This is a genomic window from Ruegeria lacuscaerulensis (assembly GCF_013033355.1).
GTDB classification, from domain to species: domain Bacteria; phylum Pseudomonadota; class Alphaproteobacteria; order Rhodobacterales; family Rhodobacteraceae; genus Ruegeria; species Ruegeria lacuscaerulensis_A.
On record NZ_WQDY01000001.1, the window covers coordinates 469634 to 491267 of the forward strand.

Here is a 21634-nt window from a genome sequence, read left to right on the forward strand (position 1 = left end):
CTGTCTCTTGGGGATTAAAGGTCGTGGTGAAATTCCTCGATCAGGTGTTGGACAACCGCTATTCCCGGATCTTCGCCACGGGCGGATGCCTCGGCATAAACGCGTCGCTGACGTGTGGCCGATGTTCCGTTCTGCGCGATTTGTTGCAACCGCGCCAGTTCGGTCATTGTACCAAGTGCCTCGGTGTCTTCGGCCAGTAGTCCCATCAGTTCGCCCATCAGTTCGGGCATAGGCTTGATCGAGCGGTCACCAAAGTCGATCATGCCCTCGCCGACGCCATAGCGCTGTGCGCGCCAACGGTTTTCTCCGATCAGGAACTGGTCATAGTTGCGCCAGCGTAAGTTTCTAGCTTTTAACCGGCATAGCATCCGGGTCAGCGCCTGGACCATCGCAGCCAAAGACAAGGCGTGTTCCAGCCGGGGCTGCACGTCCATTATGCGCGTCTCAAGCGTTGGGAAGCGGTGTGATGGGCGCAAGTCCCACCAGATTTTCGACGTGTCCTCGATCACACCTAGTTCGACCAAAATGCCCGTGGTGCGCTCATAGTCGGCCCAACTGGCCAAGGTCGGAGGCAAGCCAGTTCGGGGTAGGTTGTCGAAGACTGTCAGACGGTAGGACGACAGCCCCGTATCCTCGCCGTTCCAATAGGGGGATGAGGTCGAAAGGGCCAAAAGGTGGGGCAGAAAATACGAAAGCTGCGGCATAAGGTCGGCGCGCAGGGCAGGGTCATCAATTCCGATATGGACATGCATTCCACAGATCAGCATTCGTCGCGCTACGCCGCCAAGTGCATGGTGCAGGGCGTCATAGCGATCTTTTCGCGTATGGCTTTGCTTTTTCCAATCGGCAAACGGATGACACGATACCGCCACTGGGGCGAGGTTGTAGTCCGCTGCACGTTTGGCCACGCAAGACCGTAAGCGTTTCAGATCCTCGCGCGCGCCGGCAATGGTCGCATGGGGGCGGGTGCCGACCTCGATCTGACATTGCAGGAATTCGGGGCTGACCTGACCTTGGAAATCGGCCTGACAGGCCTCCATCAAAGCTTCGGGCGCTTCGGCAAGCTCGAACGTGTCCCGATTGACCAGAAGATACTCTTCTTCAATGCCCAGCGTGTATTCCTGCTGCATGGTCGCCCTCGTCGGTTATTCCAAACAGTGAATACGGAAATGACCGCCTTGCCAAGTGTTTGGCTTGCGAAGCCCCCGGCGCCGGCGATAAGAACCCTTCAGTAAACAGTCCAAACCCCGGAGCGTTCGCGTGAAACCCAGGAAATTCCCAAAGATCAACGACACGCTTTCGGCGCTTGGAGTTAAATTGGTCGACAAAGGACCAGAAGACGACGAGCGCGCCCGGCTTGAGGCATTTGAACGGGCAGGTGGCTTGACCCGTCCTGCTTATGCGATGTCACCTGGAATGGAGGGGTTTGATATCGCGCCTCTCATCGCAGAATACACCGAACATGCGGATGCGCTTGCGGCCCTCAAAGACCCCGAGCGCAATCAGACGGGGTATCGGGTCGGTAACGGTTACTACGATAGTCCCGATGCCGACGCGCTGTATTTGATGATCCGCCGATTCAAACCCCGGCGTGTGATTGAGGTTGGCTGCGGAAACTCCACGCGCGTTACCCGACAGGCAATCATCGACGGCGGGCTTGAGACGCAGATCACCGCGATTGATCCCTATCCGCGTGCTGATATCGCTCATGTGGTAGATCATTTCGAGCAGAGACGGCTGGAAGAAGTGGATCCCGCGCTGTTCGATCAGTTGGAGGCGGGCGACGTTCTGTTCATCGATTCCAGCCATGTAGTCCGCATGAGTAATGACGTCGCTCATCTGTTTTGCCGCATCATCCCTGCACTGAAACCCGGTGTGGTGATTCACGTGCATGATGTTTTTCTACCTTACGAGTATCCCAAGCGATTCTTCTATGACTGCCCTGGTTGGGGCGAGCAGTACATGTTGCACGCATTGCTACAATCTGGTTCGTTTTCAATGCTTTGGCCGGGGTATTACCTGCAACAGGATCGCCTCGATGCGGTCGAAGCTTTGCCGTTCCTGGGCGATGGTCGTGCGCAAAGCATCTGGGTGCAGATCAAAGAAAATTGAACTCAAAGTGATCCGCTGTGGCTGAGGCCCCGTACCCCTTTCCATAACACGCTGGAGAGGAGATACAGCCATGTTCCGCCAAACACTGATGGGCGCTGCCGCCGCACTTGCACTGACTTTGCCTGTCAAGGCAAAAGCCGCTGACATTGTGGATACCGCCGTTTCGGCCGGGTCGTTCGAAACCCTCGTTGCCGCCGTTCAGGCCGCAGGTCTTGTTGAAACGTTGAAAGGTGACGGTCCGTTTACTGTCTTCGCTCCGACTGACGAAGCTTTCGCAGCTTTGCCTGAGGGTACGGTCGAAACACTGCTTCTGCCCGAGAATAAGGACCAACTTGTTGAAATTCTGACATACCACGTTGTTCCTGCTAAGGTCATGTCTGGTGACATTGCCGGAAAACGCGCCAAGGTTCTAACCGTGCAGGGCGACCGTCTGAGCGTGAATGCCAAGCGTGGCGTCAAGGTGAATGATGCAGAAGTCATCCAGGCAGACATCGAAACCAGCAACGGTGTGATCCACGTCGTCGATGCTGTGATCCTGCCTGAATAATAAAGCCAAGCTTTAACAAAAAGCCCCGGTCCTTGTAGGCCGGGGCTTTTTATCAGACCAGACGGACTTGGGTTCCGACCTGGACCAGAGGGTACAATTCTTCGACATGCTGATTGTATAGGCCTATACAGCCAGACGAACTTTGCCGGCCAATTTTTCGCGTATCATGGGTGCCATGCACCAGATAGGCGGGCCAACCCAAATACATAGCGCGCGTTCCAAGTGGGTTCCCCGGTTCTCCGCCTTCCATTCGAATAGGGAGATCAGGATCACGCTCGCGCATCGAAGCGGTAGGCGTCCAGCTTGGATTTTCGCGCTTGCGTACGACTTCGGTATAGCCGCGCTTGGTCAATTCTTCGCTCATGGGAACCGAACTGGGGTACAGTTTGTAAGTCCCATCAGGCCCCCAATAGTGCACCGCGCGGCTTGTGATATCCGCCAACAATGCACCTACTCCGAGTTCATCGAAGTGATCCTGCCAGTTTTGTTGTGAGAAAGATGAGACGTTTCTACGAACCGGAAGCTGAGTGCTGATTGCATCTTCGTTTTGCGGGAACGCATCCAAACTTTGCGCGCGCACCAAAGCAGGTGTGGCCACTAGGGTCGCTACGCCCAGCACCGCAGAGCGACGGGTCATTCTGGATTTCGACAATTTTGCCTCCGGATCAGGAACTGCTCAAACAATAGTTTGTGCTGAAAATATTCCTGTTGATCGGGTTTTTCCAGATATAGAGGCCTGAATTTATCGTGAAGCGTTAAAAAAAAAAACCGGCCCGCTTTGGGCCGGTTTCGTAGGCAGGTGACTTAGTCCATCGCTTTGAAGTTAAACTCGCCACCTTCTTTGATGCCCGACGGCCAGCGGGCCGTGACGGTTTTGGTGCGGGTGTAGAATTTGAAGCTGTCAGGGCCGTGCTGGTTCAGATCACCGAACATGGATTTCTTCCAGCCGCCAAATGTGTGGTAGGCCAACGGCACCGGGATCGGAACGTTGACGCCGACCATGCCGATGTTGATCCGGCTGGCAAAGTCACGTGCAGTGTCACCATCACGTGTGAATATCGCAGTACCGTTGCCGTATTCGTGGTCCATTGCCAGACCAATCGCCTCTTCGTACGAACCTGCACGCACGGTGGACAAAACCGGGCCGAAGATCTCTTGCTTGTAGATATCCATTTCCGGCGTCACGTGATCGAACAGGTGCGGGCCAACAAAAAAGCCATCTTCATAGCCTTGCAGGCTGAAATCACGGTTGTCGACGACCAACTTGGCACCTTGTTCCACGCCAGAGTTGATCAGACCCAGAATGCGTTCTTTTGCGGCGGCCGTCACGACGGGGCCCATATCCACGTCGTCACCTGCCGTATAGGGACCGACCTTCAGTTTCTCGATGCGCGGGATCAGCTTTTCGACAAGCGCGTCTGCAGTGTCGTCACCGACCGGAACAGCAACCGAAACGGCCATGCAGCGTTCGCCAGCGGCACCGAAACCGGCGCCAACAAGCGCGTCGGCAGCCTTATCCATATCGGCATCGGGCATGACGATCATGTGGTTCTTGGCCCCACCGAAACACTGCGCCCGCTTACCATTCGCTGAGGCGCGGCTGTAGATATACTGCGCAATCGGAGTCGAACCTACAAACGAAACACCTTGGATGATCTCGCTGTCCAGAAGGGTGTCGACTGCTTCTTTGTCGCCATTCACAACCTGGAACACACCTTTCGGAAGACCCGCTTCGATGAACAGCTCGGCCAGCATCAACGGGACCGACGGATCACGTTCTGAAGGTTTCAGAACAATGGCGTTGCCGCACGCCAGCGCGGGGCCTACGTGCCACAAAGGCATCATGGCCGGGAAATTGAACGGCATGATCGATGCCACGACGCCAAGGGGCTGACGCATCGAATAGATGTCAATGCCGGGGCCGGCGCTGTCTGTGTACTCACCCTTCAGCATATGAGGGGCACCGACACAGTATTCGATCACTTCCAAACCGCGTTGCAGGTCGCCTTTGGCGTCCGGAATGGTCTTGCCGTGCTCGCGGCTTAGGACTTCGGCCAGCTTGTCCATGTCACGGTTGATCAGCCCAACCATGGCCATCATCACGCGCGCGCGTTTTTGTGGGTTGGTTGCGCCCCAAGCGGGTTGCGCTGCAGCTGCGCTTTCGATGGCGGCTGTGGTTTCGGCAGCGCTGGCCATCGGGCATTTGTATTGCACTTCACCCGTGGCCGGGTTGAACACATCGTCAAAGCGACCGGATGTGCCGGCGACATTCTCACCGTTGATGAAATGGGACAGTTCGGTCATTGCGAATTCCTCCGGGTTGTTTGGGCGCAGAATAGGCTTGCATAAATCGCGTGAACAGAGGCAATAATTCAAAAATATTTTGCAAAAATGCAAAAGGAGGAGCGGTGGTTCCAAACTGGGATGACATGCGGGTGTTTTTGGCCGTTGCGCGTGAGGAAAGCCTATCAGCCGCAGGTCGGCGTCTTAAGATCGACCCGGCGACGGTAGGGCGCAGGGTCGCACGGCTTGAGGCATCGCTGGATGCGCCTTTGTTTACCAAGTCGCAGCAAGGTTATGTTCTGACGCCAATCGGGGAACGCTTGCTTGATCACGGCTTGAAGGCCGAAGAAGCCATGCGGGCCGCATCCGGTTCAGTCTCGGGATCATCCAAGACACTGAGTGGCCAAATCAGGATCGGTGCTCCGGATGGCTGCGCTACGTATCTTTTGCCACAAGTCTGCGCGAAAATCTGCGACGCAAATCCCGAATTGGATATTCAGATTCTGTCTTTGCCCCGTGTGATTAACCTGTCCCGCCGTGAGGCGGATATGGCCATAACGGTCAGCGCGCCCACGGCTGGCCGGTTTCTGGTGCAAAAGATCACGGACTACCGGCTACATCTGGTTGCCAGTCAGGAATACCTGAATGCGCAAGCCAAAATTGAGAACCTGGAAGCTCTTAGAAGGCATCGATTTATTGGCTATATCCCGGATATGATTTTTGACCGGGAACTCGACTATCTGGTCGATATCGGGGTTGAACGAGTTGCCCTTGCATCGAATTCGATATCGGTTCAGCTGGGGCAAGCATCGCTCGGGTCAGGGGTTTGTGTGGGGCACGATTTTGCGCTGCCATTCCATCCAAACCTGCGGAAAATCCTGACGGATCAGCTTAGTCTGACCCGCAGGTATTTTCTAATCCGACATCAGGGTGATCAACGAAATGAACGCTTGAACCGGTTCGCACAGGCTTTGACTGCCGGAATCCGCGAGGAAGTCGTGCGTCTGGAAGCTGAAGCTTCACCTTGACACATATGGGCATTCCGGCAACGCTTTGTAAAACAGCGAGTTATTTCGGAGGTTTCGCACATGCTGGTTCAGGCCATTCTGAAATCAAAGGCTACGGAAGGGGTCGAAACGGTTACGCCCGATCTCACTGTGTCCGATGCGGCAAAAATCCTTGCAGAAAAGCGGATCGGGACGGTTGTGGTCTCTGAAGACGGGGGGGAAACGGCATCTGGAATTTTGTCGGAACGTGATATTGTGCGAGAGTTGGCTGCAAGTGGAAGTGGTTGTCTGGCGAAACCGGTCAGCGCTTACATGACCAGCGATCTTGTAACTGCGACGCGTCAGGACTCGGTTCAGGATGTCCTCAGCCGCATGACCGAAGGGCGTTTCCGCCATATGCCTGTCGTCGAAGATGGCAAGCTGATAGGTATCGTAACACTTGGGGATGTGGTCAAAGCACAGCTTTCGGAATTGGCGATGGAGAAAGAGGCGCTTCAGACAATGATCATGGGCCACTAATTTCAGACAGGGCCAAAGCGCCCTATTGCACCCGCGGCAGAGTTGTGTTTGCTTGCGCCGAAATTTTATTGCGCAGGAGGGCGCGATGCGGGTCGCATTATATCCCGGAACTTTTGATCCGATCACACTGGGCCATATCGACATTATTCGCCGTGCTGCTGCGATGGTCGACAAGCTTGTGATCGGTGTAGCAATCAACCGAGACAAGGGCCCGTTGTTTTCTTTGGAAGAGCGCGTCGCTATGATCGAAGCCGAGTGCGCCCAACTATCCGAGCAGACCGGTACAGTGATTGTCGCGCATCCCTTCGAAAACCTGCTGATCGATTGCGCACGCGACGTTGGAGCGCAAACCATAGTGCGCGGATTGCGGGCCGTGGCTGATTTTGAGTACGAATTTCAAATGGTTGGAATGAATCGCGCGCTGGATGATTCAATCGAAACGGTCTTTCTGATGGCTGAGGCGCGCCATCAGGCGATCGCGTCCAAGCTGGTCAAGGAAATTGCGCGTCTGGGCGGGGACGTATCCAAATTCGTTACGCCCCGCGTTGCCACAGCCTTACAGAACCGATTAAGCTGACGCACCCATTGCCATTGCAGTATCCAGCATGCGGTTGGAGAAACCCCACTCATTATCATACCAGGCCAGAACCCGGACCAATGTTCCGTCGGTTACCTTTGTTTCGGCCAATGACACGGTCGAGCTGTGGGAATCGTGATTGAAGTCGACCGATATCAAGGGGCGTTTCTCAGCCGCCAGAACACCCGGGATCTTCTCGGCAGCAGCGACAAACAAGGCATTTACCTCATCCTCGGTCGTTGGGCGTGAAACCTCGGCAACAAGATCAACAACCGAAACATTCGGGGTTGGAACCCTAATGGCTTGTCCCGTCAGTTTCCCTTGAAGTTGTGGAAGCACCAAGCCCACTGCGGCGGCTGCGCCGGTTGTTGTAGGAATCATCGATAATGCCGCAGCGCGGGAAAGGTAGGGGTCTTTGCCGGCGGTATCATGGACGGGTTGGCTGGCGGTATAAGCATGGACGGTTGTCATGTTGCCATGCACAATTCCCAGGCCATCGTCCAACGCGGCTGCAACTGGCGACAGGCAGTTGGTCGTGCATGATGCATTTGACACGATAATGTCATCGGCTGTCAGTTCGTGATCATTCACTCCATAAACTACGGTTTTGACGCCGCCATCCCCGCGTGCGGGGGCTGAAATCAGCACCTTGCTTGCCCCGTTTTCAAGATGACGAGCTGCGGCTTCTCGCGTGCGAAACACTCCAGTGCACTCCAACACGACATCAATATCCGACCAGTCCAGTTTTTCCGGCTCACGCGCGCTTGTCAGGCGAATAGGGCCAGCGCCCACATCCAAGCCAGCTTCGGTGAGCTTTACAGGTTTGAAATACCGGCCATGGACGCTGTCGAATTCAAACATATGTGCGTTCATCTCGGGTTTGGCGAGATCATTGATCGCGACGATTTCAACGTCTGTCCGGCCATTTTCCATCACGGCGCGCAAGACGCCACGTCCGATCCGTCCAAATCCATTGATTGCAAGCTTGAGTGTCATGATCCGCTCCGTCGCGTGTCGTCCAATAAAAGGTTAGCGCTAACAAAGCTAAAACAGTCAAAAAGTCAAGCAAAACCTAATCTCATCGCCAGAATGCGATCCAATCCAGAAAGTCGTAGAGTTTTTTGCCCAAGAAAAGCAGATGCTCGGTTCCATAGACGGCGACATCGGCAATCATGATGCCCAGAATCAAAAAACCCAGCCAGATAGCGATTTGATTGGTCATCAAGGCCCCGAAGAGAAATGCCCGCCCAGATAACCTGAGCGGGCAAAAAGGTTCAAGAATTCAAACGGGTCTTAGTTAAGGCGGCCCATCGCCACAGCAACATCGGCCATGCGAACTGAGAAGGCCCATTCGTTGTCGTACCATGCCAGAACGCGCACCATGCGGTCATTGACAACACGGGTCTGGTCCGGAGCGAAGATCGAGCTTTCCTCGGTGTGGTTGAAATCTGTCGAGACCAGTGGAGCAGGTTCGTAACCCAGAACGCGCTGCATGTGACCTTGCGAGGCTTCACGGACAATCGCGTTCACCTCATCCACAGTCACATCGCGACCGGCGCGGAATGTTAGGTCAACAGCGGATACATTCGGGGTCGGAACCCGGATTGCCGAGCCATCCAGACGACCTTTGAGGTTCGGCAGAACCTCACCCAGCGCCTTGGCAGCACCGGTAGAAGTCGGGATCATCGACATAGCGGCAGCGCGAGCGCGGTACAGGTCGCTGTGGCGACGGTCCAGCGTAGGCTGGTCGCCAGTATAGGCGTGGATCGTGGTCATGATGCCATGTTCGATCCCGACGCCTTCGTCCAGAACCTTGGCAAGCGGAGCAAGGCAGTTCGTGGTGCAAGACCCGTTCGAGACCATTTTATCGTCAGCAGCCAGACTGTTGTGATTCACGCCATAGACGATGGTTTTATCTACATTCTTGCCCGGTGCGGACAGCAGAACCTTTTGCGCCCCACGCTCAAGGTGAGTCTTGGCCTTCAGGCCGTCATTGAACTTGCCGGTGCACTCCAGAACGACGTCGCAACCTTCCCAGTCCAGCTCGTTCATGTCGTAGGTCGAGAACATTTCCATAGGGCCGCGGCCCAGATCCATGGTGTTGCCCTCGATCGAGACGTCGCGGGGGAAGCGCCCGTGGACGCTGTCATATTTCAGCAGATGCGCCGTGGTTTCCAGCGGGCCGGTTGCATTGACCTTGATCACTTCGATGTCGTTGCGGGCCGATGCCGCGATATGCGACAGGGTGCAGCGGCCGATACGGCCAAAACCATTGATGCCGACCTTGATGGTCATATGACGTCTCCAAAATGCGCTTGCGTTGCAGGCGATATAGCGGCCCTAACGCGTTCTCAAAAGAGTAAAAGTGACATATTTTTAACGTGTTAGCGCAAACCTTCTCCGGTATCGCTAACGCTTGCGCTAGCTGAAAGATCAGGTAGGGTCCACCTGCGGCTGGTTACAGGAAGGAACTAGGCATGAGCGGTCTTTTGGCATTGCTGGACGATGTTGCCGGAATTGCAAAAGTTGCGGCATCGTCGGTTGATGATGTTGTTGCTGCGGCGGGCAAGGCCGGGGCCAAAACGGCGGGTGTAATCATTGACGATGCCGCCGTGACGCCGAAATACGTGCAAGGTTTCGCCCCGGCGCGCGAGTTGCCGATCATCTGGCGCATCGCGCGCGGGTCGGTTTTCAACAAGATCGTACTGCTGCTGCCCGTTGCGCTGTTGCTGGCTAATTTCGCACCTTGGCTGATCACGCCTTTGCTGATGCTAGGCGGATCATATTTATGTTTCGAGGGGGCTGAGAAAATTTTCCATGTCCTCTTCCCCCATGGCAGCCACGTCATCGACGAGGATATGAAAATCCGTGATCCGGGCCATCTGGAAGAGCAAAAAGTCAAAGGCGCAATAAAGACCGATTTCATCTTGTCGGCCGAGATCATGACCATCGCGCTTGCCGCCATCGAGGCGCCGAACATCTGGATGCAGGCGGCAACGTTGGCTGTTGTCGGGATCGGTGTGACGGTGGCGGTCTATGGCTCGGTGGCGTTGATCGTGAAGATGGACGATGTGGGCCTGTTTCTGGCGCAGAACGCACCAACCCCGATCGGGCGCGGAACCGGGCGAGGCTTGGTCAGAGCCATGCCGATTGTAATGAAAGTACTCTCTATCGTCGGGACCGCCGCGATGCTGTGGGTCGGCGGGTCGATCATCATCCACGGGCTCGAGGTTTTGGGCTTTGGCTGGCTGGGCCACCACATTCACGACTGGGCCTATGCGGTGGGCCATATGGTTTCTGCTCAATACGAGGGCGCCGTGAAGTGGATCGCCAAGGCCGCCATGGACGGAGTATTCGGACTGGCTTGGGGGATGGTACTAATCCCCCCGGCGACGAAACTGCTAAAATCACACTGAACAATAATATCCGCGCCGCAGTTTTGGCGACGCGGATTGTCGTTAGAACCCGTTAGTGTTGCCTTTTACCACGACGCCAGATCCGTCAATCTTACCATCTTTGACCAGGGTAACGGCGGCTCCGTCAATTTTCAGGTCCCAGCAGTTTTTGGGATCATCGCCATACTGAAAGCACATCCCATTATCTGTTGCTTCCCACTTGCCCGAATAGCCTTCGCCTTTGATGGTACCGTCGGCTGCATAATACTCGGTAAACGCGCCTGACAGCATACCGCCTGCATATGTGCGGTCGGCCATCGTTTTTTGAATTTCTTCCTTGCTGGCGAAATCCCCCGCGAATGCTGGGGCGGCCAGGATCACTGCTACGGCGCTCAGTACGGCGTGTTTCTTCATTTCTAAACTTCCCTGTAACTGCATTGCCTCCAGCACTTAAGGCGTTACGGCCTACGAAATAGGGCAGGTGGGATCACGTCGCCTCACCAGTCTGTGAGGGTGGGGCGCAAAAAAAAGGCGGCCTATGCGGACCGCCTGTTTCCTTTGGACTGACGTCGGGAATTAACCCAGCAGTTCCTTGACTTTGGCAACGGTGGCCTCGGCAGTGATGCCGAAATGCTTATACAGCTCACCAGCAGGGGCTGAAGCACCAAAGCCCGACATGCCGATGAACCCAGCTTTGGCTTCACGGCCACGCTCGCCCAGCAGCCAGCGGTCCCAGCCACCGGCGCGGACGGCGGCCTCAATCCCGACGCGGACGGCGCCGGCGGGCAGCACGCGCTTGCGATAGGCTTCGTCCTGCTCGGCGAACAACTCCATACAGGGCATGGAGACGACACGGGTGCCGATGCCTTCGGCCTCAAGCATCGCCTTGGCTTCCATCGCCAGCGACACTTCAGAGCCGGTGGCAATCAGGATGGCCTGACGTTTGCCCTCGGCCTCGGCCAGAACATAGGCGCCTTGCGCGGACAGGTTCTTGGTTTTGTGATCCTTGCGCACGGTCGGCACGCCCTGACGGGTCAGCGACAGGACCGAGGGGCTTTCCTTGAAGGTCAGCGCCAGTTCCCAGGCTTCTGCTGTTTCAACCGTGTCGGCGGGGCGGAACACATAGGTGTTGGGCGTCGCGCGGCTGATGGCCAGATGTTCGACCGGCTGGTGGGTCGGGCCGTCTTCGCCCAGACCGATCGAATCGTGAGTCATCACGAAGACCGAAGGGATTTTCATCAACGCTGCCAGACGCATCGACGGACGCGCATAGTCGGTGAAGGCCATGAACGTGCCGCCATACGGGCGGATGCCACCATGTAGCGCCATGCCGTTCATCGCAGCGGCCATGCCGTGTTCGCGGATACCGTAATGGATGTAACGGCCCTTGCGATTTTCCGGCAGGAACACGCCCATATCAGCAGATTTGGTGTTGTTCGAGCCCGTCAGGTCGGCCGAGCCGCCCACGGTCTCGGTCATGATCGGGTTGACTACGTTCAGAACTTTCTCCGATGAGGCGCGGGTGGCCAGTTTCGGTTGGTCTTCTGAGGCTTGTTTCTTGAACGAGCGGATCGCGCCGGCCAGTTTCTTGGGCGCTTCAAACGCATAGGCGCGGTTGAACTCGGCCTGCTTGCGTTCCGAGATTTGTGCGAAACGTTCTTCCCATGCCGCGCGCTCTGCGGAGCCGCGTGCACCGATGGCTTCCCATGCGGATTTCACATCGGCGGGGATTTCAAACGCGCCATGCGGCCAGCCATAGCCGTCTTTGGCGGCTTTCAACTGATCCTGATCGGTCAGCGCACCGTGGCCTTTCGAAGTGTCCTGCGCTGCGTGACCCAATGCAATGTGGCTTTCGCAGGCAATCATGGTCGGCTTATTCGACTTTTTCGCCTGCACGATGGCCGCGTCGATGGCCTGCGGATCGTGTCCGTCAATCTCGATCACATGCCAGCCTGAGGCCGCGAAACGGCGCACCTGATCGGTGCGGTCTGCGATGTCCACGGTGCCGTCGATGGTGATGTTGTTGTTGTCCCAGAAAACAATCAGCTTGCTCAGCTCATGACGTCCGGCAAGGGTGATGGCTTCTTGGCTGACCCCTTCCATCAGGCAGCCGTCGCCCGCGATCACATAGGTATAGTGGTCAACGACCTTCTTACCGTATTGCGCGCGCTGGATTTCCTCGGCCATTGCAAAGCCTACAGCGTTCGAGATGCCCTGACCCAATGGGCCGGTGGTGGTCTCGATGCCATTGACCAAGAAGTTCTCGGGGTGGCCCGCGGTTTTTGCGCCCAGCTGGCGGAAGTTTTTGATCTCGTCCAGAGTGACGTCAGCGTGGCCTGTGAGATAGAGCAAGGAATAGATCAGCATCGAACCGTGACCTGCAGATAGGATAAACCGGTCGCGATCGGGCCAGTTCGGCGCCGAGGCGTCAAATTTCAGGTGCTTTTCGAACAGCACGGTCGCGACGTCGGCCATGCCCATCGGCATGCCGGAATGGCCGGAATTGGCGGCGGCGACGGCATCAAGGGTCAATGTGCGGATGGCCGCAGCTTTGTCCCAATGTTCGGGGTTTGCATTGCGCAGCGCAGTCAGGTCCACGGGCGTTATTCCTTTGGATTACAGGCAGATTGCGCGCTGAATACCACTCAGTCCTCAAAGTGCAAGCAGAACCGGGGGTTACAAGGGCGAACTGCTTCAAGAACGCGGCTCAAGTATTTGAAAGCAAACAGTGGGTATTTTCCGCGCCATTCGGTTAGACTAGACCAATTCGTGAATTAAGTTGATTCGGATGAACCGCAGCACACGGAACCTTGATAAAGAGGTGGCAGGGGCATGAGCCAGATCGAAGAATTACAGCGCCGTATTGTTGTCGCGATGGAACGTATCGGTGCAAGCGTGGACGCCATGGGTGCAATGTCAGAACCTCCGCGCGCGCAAGATGAAACGCTGCGTGCCGCGCTGGATGACGAACGTGTAGCAAATGCGCAATTGGAAGAGCGTCTTAGAGCCCTCAAGCAACGTCATGAACAGGAAGTCGACGCAATGCGCGCCGATATGGAGAGCTTGCGTTCGGTTCCTGCTGAACACCCGGAAAATGGAGCTTTGCGCGAGCAATTGGCTGAAGCAACCGCGAAACTGGCCGCGGTGGAAGCCGCCCGCGCAGAGCTTGCGGACGCCAAGGCGGCCTTGGAAGATCAGGACGAGCTTGCTGTTTTGAAGGCGGAGAACGATCGGTTGAAGGCGACTGCAAGCATGGCAGAGGAGTTGAAGGCCGAGAATGCGCGTTTGAAATCGGAACTGGCTGATAGCGAGCGGGTCGCTGAGTTAAGTGCCGAGCTTGAGATGTTGCGCGCTGAACGCAGTAGTCATGGCGCGGCTATGTCCCGTTTGGATGACGATCTGCAGCGTATGCGCAAGGCTAATGAACAGTTGCGCAATTCGGTCGATGAACTGCGCGCTGCGTCCGAGGGCGGTTTGCCGGATGCCGAACTTCTAAATCGCGCAACAGTAGCCGAACTGGAAGCGACCCGAGCCGCTCAGGCCACGGACGCGGCCGAAGCGCATGCTGTGCTGGCGCGACTAGAGCCGCTTTTGTCGCAAGCCAAGCTGGCTGAAGGAGAGGTGGAGTAATGCCCGAGGTAACCATTCAAATCGGTGGGCGGGGTTTTGACGTTTCATGTCAGGACGGGGAAGAAGTGTTCCTGCAAGCCGCCGCTAAGATGTTGGACGACGAAGCACAGGTTCTTTCTGATCAAATAGGACGAATGCCCGAGTCCAGAATGCTGCTGATGGCCGGCCTCATGCTTGCTGACAAAACGGCCGCGTCGGAAGATCAGATTAGTTCCCTGCAAGCAAAATTGGCCGAGGCCGAGGCCGAAATTCAGGCTTTGCGCAACAAACCGCAGCCTGAACCCGAAAGGGTCGAGGTAGCGGTTGTGCCGCCTTCCGTGACAGACACGCTAGCTGAATTGGCGGCTAGGGCCGAAGCGCTTGCCTCGGTTGTGGAAGAAAAGACTGCGGGATGATGTTGCGTCGGATATCTGCTGTTTTCGTGGCGACGGTGTTGGGAAACACCGCTTGGGCGGAACTCGACGTTCTCCCTGTTACCTTCACCTGCGACAATGCCGTTCCGCTTGAGGTGGTGTTCTTTAATGCCTCGGACGGCTCGAGCGCCGCGGCCATGCTGGTCGACAATCAACTGATCGCGTTAGAGCAGAGTATAAGTGGATCGGGAATCCAGTACAGATCCGAAGGCAACGGCGGCACCTATATTCTGCGGTCTAAAGGTTGGGATGCAACGGTCAGCTTTCTGGCGACAGGCGATGCCGCCAGCGAGCAGGTTATATTAGAGAATTGCTCCAGCCGGTGATCAGGCGTTTGCTTCGCGGATCTTGTCGGCGGCTTCTTTGTTGTAACCAACGCCGTTGTCATCAAACAGCGTGTCCAGCTCACCCGACAGGGTCATCTCGGTGATGATGTCGCAACCGCCGACGAATTCGCCTTTGACGTAAAGCTGCGGCACGGTCGGCCAGTCGGAATAATCCTTGATGCCCTGACGGACCTCTTCATCCGCTAGAACGTTCACGTCGGCATAGTCGACGCCCATATAGTTCAGCACACCAGCCACGCGGGACGAAAACCCACACTGAGGCATTTCCTTGGTGCCCTTCATATAAAGCACCACATCGTTGGCTTTGACGGTTTCGTCGATCTGGGTTTTCACGTCAGTCATTTCGCGTTTCCTTTGCTCTTCGGCATCATCGCTTTGGCGAAGTCTTGTGGGTCTTTTGGAATATGGGTCTGCGTTGAACGAATTGCACCGTCATGCGACTTGTAAGACGAGTGCAGAATGTGTTTGTCCTGCGCAGGCAGAGATCCTCGTCCTGTTTTGCGGCCGGTCTTTGAGTGGTTCCACGCTAACAGTCCGATTAGCAGGACAAAGACAGAAATCGCAATTGTGAGTGCGATCAAATGCTCCATGTTACTCCGGCACTTTTGTAGTCAGCGCCAGCGCGTGCAACTCTCCATCTGGGCCGTCCATCTTACCTTTCAAGGCCGCATAGACCGCCCGCTGTTGTTGAACCCGGTTTTTGCCGCGAAAGCTTTCGTCCACGACCATGGCTGACATATGCACGCCGTCGCTGCCGCCGACCTGAATTTCCGCATCGGGAAAGGCTTCGCGCAGCAGGTGTTCGATTTCGTGGGCGCTCATCGGCATGTAGGTCACTCCTGAAGGTCTTTCCCAAGATGTAGAGCGCCAAAGCGGGGCGCGCAAGTGGTCCTGAGACGACAAAACCCGCGCCGGTCCAAGCGCGGGTTTCATCTTGGTTTGCGAAGGCGATATCAGGCCACAGCGTCGGCAAAGCTGCTGCGGAAGGTGGCGGTCAATTCGTTCAGAGCGGCCTCGGATCCTCCGATCTTGACTGTCTCGCCGGTGAAACGACCAACCGAGACCAGCGGAACACCTGCTTGACCGGCGGCGATCATCAGTGCCTCGGCCTGATCAAAGTTACAGGCGACCAGATAGCGCGCCTGATCCTCGCCGAACAGGAACTCGGTCGAAGCATCATCGAGGCAGACCCCCACGCCAGCCGCCTCGGCCAGTTCGAACGCGGCCAGCGCAAGGCCGCCGTCGCCCAGATCAGTGCAGGCTTTGATCATCTCGTGGTTGGCGCGGATAAAGTCGCCGTTGCGTTTTTCGGCGTCCAGATCGACATGGGGCGCGTCACCGTCTTCGCGGTTGAACACCTCAGCAAGCAGGGCGGATTGACCCAGATGGCCTTTGGTTTCGCCGATGACCAGCGCAACATGGCCTTCGCGAACCTCATTGCCGATAATCTCATCAGTGTGGTTTAGCAGACCAACCGCGCCGATGGTGGGGGTCGGCAGGATCGCCTGGCCGTCGGTCTCGTTATAGAGCGAGACGTTGCCCGATACGATCGGCATATCCAGCGCGGCGACAGCCTCGCCAATGCCTTTGATCGCGCCGACGAACTGGCCCATGATCTCGGGCTTTTCGGGGTTGCCGAAATTCAGGTTGTCGGTGGTCGCCAGCGGAGTGGCCCCAACGGAGGTCAGATTGCGATAGGCTTCGGCCACTGCCTGCTTGCCGCCCTCAATCGGGTTGGCGCGCACGTAACGCGGCGTCACGTCGCTGGTGAAGGCTAGCGCCTTGTCAGTTCCATGCACGCGAACCATGCCCGCGCCGAGGCCGGGGGTGCGGGCGGTGTCGGCCATGACCATGGTATCGTATTGTTCGTACACCCATTGCTTGCCTGCATAGTTGGGCGAGGAGAGCAGGGCGCGCAGACCGTCGATCGGATCAATCTGAGGCACGTCGGCTAGGTCTTCAGCTGCAGGTGTTTCGACCCACGGGCGGTCATACTCGGGCGCAGTCGAGGACAGTTTCGACAGGACCAGATCGGCTTTGACCTCACCATTATGAACGATCAGGAAACGGTCCTCGGCAATCGTTTCGCCGACGATGGCGAAATCCAGATCCCATTTCTCGAACACGGCGCGAGCCTCGGCTTCCAGCTCGGGCTTTAGGACCATCAGCATCCGTTCCTGAGATTCCGACAACATCATCTCATAGGCGGTCATGTTCTCTTCGCGCTGGGGGACGTTCTCCAGATCCAGACGCACGCCAAGGCCGCCCTTGTCGCCCATTTCTACGGCGGAACAGGTCAGGCCAGCTGCACCCATATCCTGAATCGAGATCACAGCACCGGTCTGCATCAGTTCCAGCGTCGCCTCCATCAGGCGCTTTTCGGTGAAGGGGTCGCCGACCTGAACGGTGGGGCGTTTTTCTTCGATTGTATCGTCGAATTCGGCTGAGGCCATGGTCGCACCACCAACACCATCACGGCCGGTTTTGGCACCCAGATAAACGACGGGCATACCGACGCCAGACGCGGCTGAGTAGAAAATCTTGTCGCTGTCGGCCAGACCGGCAGCAAAGGCGTTCACAAGGCAGTTGCCGTTATAGGCGGGGTGGAACCGCACTTCGCCACCCACGCAGGGCACACCGAAGCAGTTGCCATAACCGCCGATACCTTCAACCACGCCATTCACAAGCTGGCGGGTCTTGTGGTGTGCAGGTTCGCCAAAGGACAGGGCGTTCATCGACGCGATGGGCCGCGCGCCCATGGTGAAGACGTCACGCAGGATGCCGCCCACGCCGGTCGCCGCGCCCTGATAGGGTTCGATATACGAGGGGTGGTTGTGGCTTTCCATCTTGAACACCACGGCCTGACCGTCGCCGATATCGACCACACCCGCATTCTCACCCGGACCGCAGATCACCTGCGGACCAGAGGTGGGCAGGGTGCGCAACCATTTCTTGGAGGACTTGTACGAGCAATGCTCGTTCCACATGGCCGAGAAGATGCCCAGTTCGGTGAAGGTCGGCTCGCGCCCGATGATCTCGAGGATCATGTCATATTCATCGGGCTTCAGCCCGTGTGCGGCGATCAGATCGGGTGTGATTGCGGGCTCTTGCATCTTCTGTCCTGTGTCCAAATGGGCCGAGATTGCGCGCCTTGTAGGGCAAGGATGCGCCCGTGGGAAGGGTCAAGTCAGCGCAGGCGTTACGCGCCAAAGTAAAACGGAACCGACCAGAGGCCGGTTCCGCCTATTTTGCAGTCAGGTTTTGGCTTAGGCCGGGTTCTGCTGTTGGTTCGCTGCGTCGGCAGCCGCGGCGCCAACGGCGGCTTTCTGCTCTTCAGTCAGGTGGTCGGCGTCTTCCAGGCCCGGAATGGCAACACGCACCTCACGGCGGGCAAAGTCGATGCCGTTTTCCTTGAACGAGGCCTTCACCCGGTTGAAGATTTCTTTGCGCAGCGTGAACTGCTTGCCTGGTTTGGCCATAAACTTGCCCCTGATGATCATGCCCACATCGTCGAAATCGAATACGCCTTGTGATTTGAAAGGCTGCAGGAACCCGTCTTTATGGGTTTCGTCGGCCATCATCTCGGCTCCGATCTTCTTGAAGATCTTCTTGACCTTGTTGGGATCAGTGTCGAAAGGCACGGTGAATTTCAGCTTCATGATGACCCAGTCACGGCTGTAGTTGGTCAGCTTCTGGATCTCACCATAGGGGATGGTGTGGACTGGGCCTCGGTGGTGACGCAGCTGCATGGACCGGATCGAGATCTTTTCGACCGTGCCGGTGGTGCCGCCCACATCGACGTATTCGCCCACGCGGAAAGCGTCATCGACCAGGAAGAAAATCCCACCAACGATATCTGCTACCAGCTTCTGTGCCCCAAAGCCGATGGCCAGACCCAGAACACCAGCACCGGCCAGCAGTGGTGTGATGTTGATGCCCAACGCGCCCAGCGCCAACAACACAAAGATCACTGCAATCGCGACCTGCGCGGTGACTCGTAGCAGCGGCAGCACCGTCGCCAGACGCGAGCCACCGGCACCGCCACCTTCGCCAGCCTCTTCATCAGGACTTTGGCCATTGGCGGTGTGTTCTTTGGCCAGACGGCGGTTGATCCACAGCGATATGACCTCATTAAGTATATAGCCGATGGCGATAATAATGAAAAACTGCACCAGTTTGCTGCCGGACTCATCTCCGCCACCAGCGATTTCCTGAAGGTTCAGATCCCACGCGCGTGAAATCATCAAAATGACCAGAATACCGGCCAAAACGCGCCCGATACGGATGTAGCTGCGCTTGGTCGATTTATACGCGCGTTCGGCTACCGGACCTTCACCTAGCATCGGAGGTTGCAAGTGACGCACCAGACCGCGGATCAGCGTATCCAGTGCGGGCGCTATCAGCAGCCAGAACATAGTGGTGAAATGCGCACCTTGCAGCAACAGCGATCGAAGAACTGGATCTCGCTGTGCGGCTAGGAATTCAACCAGCAGCCAGATCACCGCTGAAACGCCAATGGCGAAATAGGGGTAATAGTAGGCAACTTCCTCGTCAAACTTGGTGTGATCCGGGTCAGTGCCCAGCATCATCTGCGTCAGGCCTTCGCGAGCTTTCCAGGCGATGACACCAATATAGATGTGAATGCCTGCGTTCAGCCAGAAACCGATACGGGTTTCGCCGGGGGTGATGCCGTTAAGCGCGTTGAAGTGCACTGTAAACAGCGTCAAACCGATCAGGATCAGCAACCCAATCAGGTTGCGGTGCAGGAACCTTGCCCAATGATCGTCAATGTTGACCAGTCGGTAATGCGGCTGGTTGGGTGCCAGTACGAAACGCGACGCAGCAGCACCTAGACGGGGAACCCAGATCAGATAGAAGACGAAAGGTGCGGCATAAGTGATCTGTTCTGGCGTCATCAATCCACGCCCAACTGCTCGGATGACTACGTAAAACACTACCAGTCCGGCGATTTCTCGGCAAAAGCGGCGGAACAGAAAACGAACAGCTCCCCGCAGGTCGTTGTCTTGGTGCAGGCCTGAATTTTCGTGCCATTTTCGCGTCAAGAGGTAGAACAGCTTCTCAGCAATGAAACCAACGACCAATACGCTAAGAACAATACCCATCAGGGTCAGGGCGCCTGTTGAACCAAATGTGCCGATAAAGTTCTCGGTAGCATGAACCTGAGCGCTGATGAGGTTCGGAATGGTCGTCAACACATGCGTCCACGAGGCAACCATTGCCTCCCAGATGGCATTTAATTCCTTGATGGGGTCTTCGCGGTCAGCGGCTTCGGCGGCGCGTTCCTCTGCAACGGCGTCTAGCCGGTCCAGCAAAATGGCGCGAACCTGGTCGTCAGACATCCGCGCGACCAGATCATCCACCTGTTGAGGTGTCAGGTCTTCGGGAATAGCGATAGGCGTAGTCGGGCTGGTTGTGCTGCTTTCTTGTGACAGCACTGGCCCCGACAGGCAAATGACGGAAATGATCGCCAAAATGAGGCGAATGGGGTGAAACATCGAATCTGTCCTCGAACTCACGTCTTGATGATTTTTTCGTGATAATAGGGATAAGTGTCAGATTTTCCCAGATGTTTCCCCTGTGGCATGCGAAAATCTGAAGTTCGAACAAAAAAAAGGCCGAGCACTAAGCTCGGCCGTAGTCCAACAGGGAGGTATGAAGATGATGAGCGTTTCAGCATCACCGTCTTCGAGTGCTCATTTAGGGATCAGTTTATGAACGATCAAGATGTTTCATGCTGTTGAGTGATCATGCCCGCTATGCTTAAGGCGCATAGCTACAGCTTTCCCAACTGCTTCAACTGTTTACGTTGCGCAATAATTTCGTCCTGAACGAAATCGCGGAACGCGGCCACGCGCTTGGAGTGCCGCAGTTCTTCTGGGTAGGCGAGATAAACGGGGACATCCGCAGTTTCGATATCTGCCAGAAGCGGAACGAGGTGGGGGAAATCTTGTGTCACGTAGTCTGGCAACACGCCGATGCCCAAATTGTGCAGTACGCCTTGTAGAACACCGAAATAGTTGTTCACCGTCAGCAAGGACCCCGGATTATAAGTCATAAGATGCCGCACCATGGCAGCGCTTGCCCCAGCTTGTGGGGCAGCGGGGGTCTGGCAGATCAGTCGATGGTTGGAAATGTCTTCCAACGTTTGAGGGGTGCCGTTTTCCTCAATGTACTCCTGTGTCGCGTATAGCTGCATCTGAACTGTCATCAGTCTTTTGCGCACCAGATCTGCCTGGCTGGGTTCTTTCATCCGAATGGCCACGTCGGCTTCGCGCATGGGAAGATCCAGAACCCGCTCTTCCAACATCAGGTCAATGTTGAGGTCGGGATACTGTTCGTACAGCTTTGGCAGACGCGGGGCCAACCACAGGGTTCCAAAACCGAAAGTTGTGGTGACGCGAAGAACACCAAAGACTTCTTCTTCGCTGTCGCGAATGCGCGCTGCCGCTGCGTCCAGGCGTTTAGACATGGCCGAGGTGGCGTCAAACAACAACTCACCCTGTTCGGTCAGGATCAGGCCACGCGCGTGGCGATGAAAAAGAGTCGAATCAAGAGACTCTTCCAGCGCTCGGATTTGTCGACTGACGGCGGATTGCGACAGGTTCAGCCTATCGCCCGCATGGGTCAGGCTGCCCGCATCTGCAACCGCGTGAAATATCCTAAGCTTATCCCAATCCATCGCCGCAACTTTCGTTATCCTTCGGAACGCCTATATGAAATAGGTAACAACTTCTACATTCAAACGGTGAAATCCTTATGTTTTATGGGAAAATCCCTATACAG

Annotated in this window: 22 protein-coding genes; 9 read left to right on the forward strand and 13 right to left on the reverse strand. The window is 56.3% G+C overall.

The annotated features are described in order from the left end of the window. Nucleotides 1-14 precede the first annotated feature (14 nt). Entirely contained in the window at nt 15-1130 is a 1116-nt protein-coding gene (locus tag GOW48_RS02270; protein ID WP_170751040.1) for a carboxylate-amine ligase, read from the reverse strand. Nucleotides 1131-1260: 130 nt separating this feature from the next. Between GOW48_RS02270 and GOW48_RS02275 the strand changes: the two genes are divergently transcribed. Next, nucleotides 1261-2112 carry a class I SAM-dependent methyltransferase gene (locus GOW48_RS02275; RefSeq protein ID WP_170751042.1) on the forward strand — a complete coding sequence of 284 codons (852 nt, stop codon included), beginning with the start codon at nt 1261-1263 and terminating at the stop codon, nt 2110-2112. A 70-nt stretch (nt 2113-2182) separates the two neighbouring features. Continuing rightward, nucleotides 2183-2659, forward strand: a complete 477-nt coding sequence (locus tag GOW48_RS02280) for a fasciclin domain-containing protein (RefSeq protein WP_170751044.1) — start codon at nt 2183-2185, stop codon at nt 2657-2659. Nucleotides 2660-2711: 52 nt separating this feature from the next. Here GOW48_RS02280 and GOW48_RS02285 read toward each other — a convergent pair whose 3' ends face one another. Both GOW48_RS02285 and GOW48_RS02290 read right to left on the reverse strand, forming a co-directional pair. Beyond that, nucleotides 2712-3296: a L,D-transpeptidase gene (locus GOW48_RS02285; RefSeq protein ID WP_170751046.1), complete on the reverse strand. Its 585-nt coding sequence runs from the start codon at nt 3294-3296 to the stop codon at nt 2712-2714. Between the two features lie 167 nt (nt 3297-3463). Continuing rightward, the gene (locus GOW48_RS02290) at nt 3464-4963 is read right to left on the reverse strand and encodes a CoA-acylating methylmalonate-semialdehyde dehydrogenase (protein WP_170354066.1); all 1500 of its coding nucleotides are present in this window, start codon (nt 4961-4963) and stop codon (nt 3464-3466) included. A 125-nt stretch (nt 4964-5088) separates the two neighbouring features. On the opposite strand from GOW48_RS02290, the gene GOW48_RS02295 reads away from it, so the two are divergent. From GOW48_RS02295 to coaD, 3 genes are all read left to right on the forward strand, one after another. After that, on the forward strand, nt 5089-5970 hold the full coding sequence (locus GOW48_RS02295; RefSeq protein WP_174821799.1) for a LysR family transcriptional regulator: 882 nt from the start codon (nt 5089-5091) through the stop codon (nt 5968-5970). A 60-nt stretch (nt 5971-6030) separates the two neighbouring features. Continuing rightward, nucleotides 6031-6468 carry a CBS domain-containing protein gene (locus GOW48_RS02300; RefSeq protein ID WP_170354068.1) on the forward strand — a complete coding sequence of 146 codons (438 nt, stop codon included), beginning with the start codon at nt 6031-6033 and terminating at the stop codon, nt 6466-6468. Between the two features lie 85 nt (nt 6469-6553). Then, nucleotides 6554-7045: a pantetheine-phosphate adenylyltransferase gene (coaD, locus tag GOW48_RS02305; RefSeq protein ID WP_170751048.1), complete on the forward strand. Its 492-nt coding sequence runs from the start codon at nt 6554-6556 to the stop codon at nt 7043-7045. Here coaD and gap (GOW48_RS02310) read toward each other — a convergent pair. The 3 genes from gap (GOW48_RS02310) to gap (GOW48_RS02320) all read right to left on the reverse strand — a co-directional run bounded on the left by gap (GOW48_RS02310) (nt 7037) and on the right by gap (GOW48_RS02320) (nt 9340). Beyond that, nucleotides 7037-8041, reverse strand: coding sequence for a type I glyceraldehyde-3-phosphate dehydrogenase (gene gap, locus GOW48_RS02310; protein WP_170751050.1), 1005 nt, complete (start codon nt 8039-8041; stop codon nt 7037-7039). The two genes, coaD and gap (GOW48_RS02310), sit on opposite strands and share 9 nt — an antisense overlap. An 82-nt stretch (nt 8042-8123) precedes the next feature. Next, entirely contained in the window at nt 8124-8267 is a 144-nt protein-coding gene (locus GOW48_RS02315; protein WP_170354071.1) for a hypothetical protein, read from the reverse strand. A gap of 71 nt (nt 8268-8338) precedes the next feature. Further along, nucleotides 8339-9340, reverse strand: a complete 1002-nt coding sequence (gap, locus tag GOW48_RS02320; protein ID WP_170354072.1) for a type I glyceraldehyde-3-phosphate dehydrogenase — start codon at nt 9338-9340, stop codon at nt 8339-8341. 182 nt (nt 9341-9522) lie between these two features. Between gap (GOW48_RS02320) and GOW48_RS02325 the strand changes: the two genes are divergently transcribed. Then, nucleotides 9523-10461 (forward strand): DUF808 domain-containing protein, encoded by a 939-nt coding sequence (locus GOW48_RS02325; protein WP_170751052.1) that lies wholly within the window; start codon nt 9523-9525, stop codon nt 10459-10461. Between the two features lie 42 nt (nt 10462-10503). Here the strand turns inward: GOW48_RS02325 and GOW48_RS02330 are convergent, their stop codons facing one another. Together GOW48_RS02330 and tkt are read right to left on the reverse strand one after the other, a co-directional pair. Further along, nucleotides 10504-10854: a hypothetical protein gene (locus GOW48_RS02330; RefSeq protein WP_170751054.1), complete on the reverse strand. Its 351-nt coding sequence runs from the start codon at nt 10852-10854 to the stop codon at nt 10504-10506. A 162-nt stretch (nt 10855-11016) separates the two neighbouring features. Next, nucleotides 11017-13038, reverse strand: coding sequence for a transketolase (gene tkt, locus GOW48_RS02335; RefSeq protein WP_170751056.1), 2022 nt, complete (start codon nt 13036-13038; stop codon nt 11017-11019). Nucleotides 13039-13272: 234 nt separating this feature from the next. Between tkt and GOW48_RS02340 the strand changes: the two genes are divergently transcribed. The 3 genes from GOW48_RS02340 to GOW48_RS02350 are packed head-to-tail and all read left to right on the forward strand — an operon-like array spanning nt 13273 to nt 14809. Then, nucleotides 13273-14070: a hypothetical protein gene (locus GOW48_RS02340; RefSeq protein ID WP_170751059.1), complete on the forward strand. Its 798-nt coding sequence runs from the start codon at nt 13273-13275 to the stop codon at nt 14068-14070. After that, a complete protein-coding gene (locus GOW48_RS02345; RefSeq protein WP_170751061.1) occupies nt 14070-14465 on the forward strand; it encodes a cell division protein ZapA in 396 nt (131 codons plus the stop codon). The genes GOW48_RS02340 and GOW48_RS02345 overlap by 1 nt, the downstream gene beginning before the upstream one ends. Further along, a complete protein-coding gene (locus tag GOW48_RS02350) occupies nt 14462-14809 on the forward strand; it encodes an MliC family protein (protein WP_170751063.1) in 348 nt (115 codons plus the stop codon). The genes GOW48_RS02345 and GOW48_RS02350 overlap by 4 nt, the downstream gene beginning before the upstream one ends. Here the strand turns inward: GOW48_RS02350 and grxD are convergent, their stop codons facing one another. The 5 genes from grxD to GOW48_RS02375 form a co-directional block, all read right to left on the reverse strand. After that, nucleotides 14810-15172 (reverse strand): Grx4 family monothiol glutaredoxin, encoded by a 363-nt coding sequence (gene grxD, locus GOW48_RS02355; RefSeq protein ID WP_170354079.1) that lies wholly within the window; start codon nt 15170-15172, stop codon nt 14810-14812. Nucleotides 15173-15421: 249 nt separating this feature from the next. Next, complete coding sequence (locus tag GOW48_RS02360) at nt 15422-15658, reverse strand: BolA/IbaG family iron-sulfur metabolism protein (RefSeq protein WP_170354080.1); 237 nt, start codon at nt 15656-15658, stop codon at nt 15422-15424. Between the two features lie 125 nt (nt 15659-15783). Next, nucleotides 15784-17943, reverse strand: a complete 2160-nt coding sequence (purL, locus tag GOW48_RS02365) for a phosphoribosylformylglycinamidine synthase subunit PurL (RefSeq protein ID WP_170751065.1) — start codon at nt 17941-17943, stop codon at nt 15784-15786. 153 nt (nt 17944-18096) lie between these two features. After that, nucleotides 18097-20346 (reverse strand): mechanosensitive ion channel family protein, encoded by a 2250-nt coding sequence (locus GOW48_RS02370; protein ID WP_170751067.1) that lies wholly within the window; start codon nt 20344-20346, stop codon nt 18097-18099. Nucleotides 20347-20624: 278 nt separating this feature from the next. Further along, complete coding sequence (locus GOW48_RS02375; RefSeq protein WP_170354083.1) at nt 20625-21530, reverse strand: LysR family transcriptional regulator; 906 nt, start codon at nt 21528-21530, stop codon at nt 20625-20627. Nucleotides 21531-21634: the final 104 nt, after the last annotated feature.

Excerpts from the sequence above, each read along its gene's own strand:
- GOW48_RS02270 (WP_170751040.1), bottom strand. The coding sequence starts at position 1,130 with ATGCAGCAGGAATACACGCTGGGCATTGAAGAAGAGTATCTTCTGGTC.
- GOW48_RS02280 (WP_170751044.1), top strand. The coding sequence starts at position 2,183 with ATGTTCCGCCAAACACTGATGGGCGCTGCCGCCGCACTTGCACTGACT.
- GOW48_RS02285 (WP_170751046.1), bottom strand. The coding sequence starts at position 3,296 with ATGACCCGTCGCTCTGCGGTGCTGGGCGTAGCGACCCTAGTGGCCACA.
- GOW48_RS02290 (WP_170354066.1), bottom strand. The coding sequence starts at position 4,963 with ATGACCGAACTGTCCCATTTCATCAACGGTGAGAATGTCGCCGGCACA.
- GOW48_RS02295 (WP_174821799.1), top strand. The coding sequence starts at position 5,089 with ATGCGGGTGTTTTTGGCCGTTGCGCGTGAGGAAAGCCTATCAGCCGCA.
- GOW48_RS02300 (WP_170354068.1), top strand. The coding sequence starts at position 6,031 with ATGCTGGTTCAGGCCATTCTGAAATCAAAGGCTACGGAAGGGGTCGAA.
- coaD (WP_170751048.1), top strand. The coding sequence starts at position 6,554 with ATGCGGGTCGCATTATATCCCGGAACTTTTGATCCGATCACACTGGGC.
- gap (WP_170751050.1), bottom strand. The coding sequence starts at position 8,041 with ATGACACTCAAGCTTGCAATCAATGGATTTGGACGGATCGGACGTGGC.
- GOW48_RS02315 (WP_170354071.1), bottom strand. The coding sequence starts at position 8,267 with ATGACCAATCAAATCGCTATCTGGCTGGGTTTTTTGATTCTGGGCATC.
- gap (WP_170354072.1), bottom strand. The coding sequence starts at position 9,340 with ATGACCATCAAGGTCGGCATCAATGGTTTTGGCCGTATCGGCCGCTGC.
- GOW48_RS02325 (WP_170751052.1), top strand. The coding sequence starts at position 9,523 with ATGAGCGGTCTTTTGGCATTGCTGGACGATGTTGCCGGAATTGCAAAA.
- GOW48_RS02330 (WP_170751054.1), bottom strand. The coding sequence starts at position 10,854 with ATGAAGAAACACGCCGTACTGAGCGCCGTAGCAGTGATCCTGGCCGCC.
- GOW48_RS02340 (WP_170751059.1), top strand. The coding sequence starts at position 13,273 with ATGAGCCAGATCGAAGAATTACAGCGCCGTATTGTTGTCGCGATGGAA.
- GOW48_RS02345 (WP_170751061.1), top strand. The coding sequence starts at position 14,070 with ATGCCCGAGGTAACCATTCAAATCGGTGGGCGGGGTTTTGACGTTTCA.
- GOW48_RS02350 (WP_170751063.1), top strand. The coding sequence starts at position 14,462 with ATGATGTTGCGTCGGATATCTGCTGTTTTCGTGGCGACGGTGTTGGGA.
- grxD (WP_170354079.1), bottom strand. The coding sequence starts at position 15,172 with ATGACTGACGTGAAAACCCAGATCGACGAAACCGTCAAAGCCAACGAT.
- GOW48_RS02360 (WP_170354080.1), bottom strand. The coding sequence starts at position 15,658 with ATGCCGATGAGCGCCCACGAAATCGAACACCTGCTGCGCGAAGCCTTT.
- purL (WP_170751065.1), bottom strand. The coding sequence starts at position 17,943 with ATGCAAGAGCCCGCAATCACACCCGATCTGATCGCCGCACACGGGCTG.
- GOW48_RS02370 (WP_170751067.1), bottom strand. The coding sequence starts at position 20,346 with ATGTTTCACCCCATTCGCCTCATTTTGGCGATCATTTCCGTCATTTGC.
- GOW48_RS02375 (WP_170354083.1), bottom strand. The coding sequence starts at position 21,530 with ATGGATTGGGATAAGCTTAGGATATTTCACGCGGTTGCAGATGCGGGC.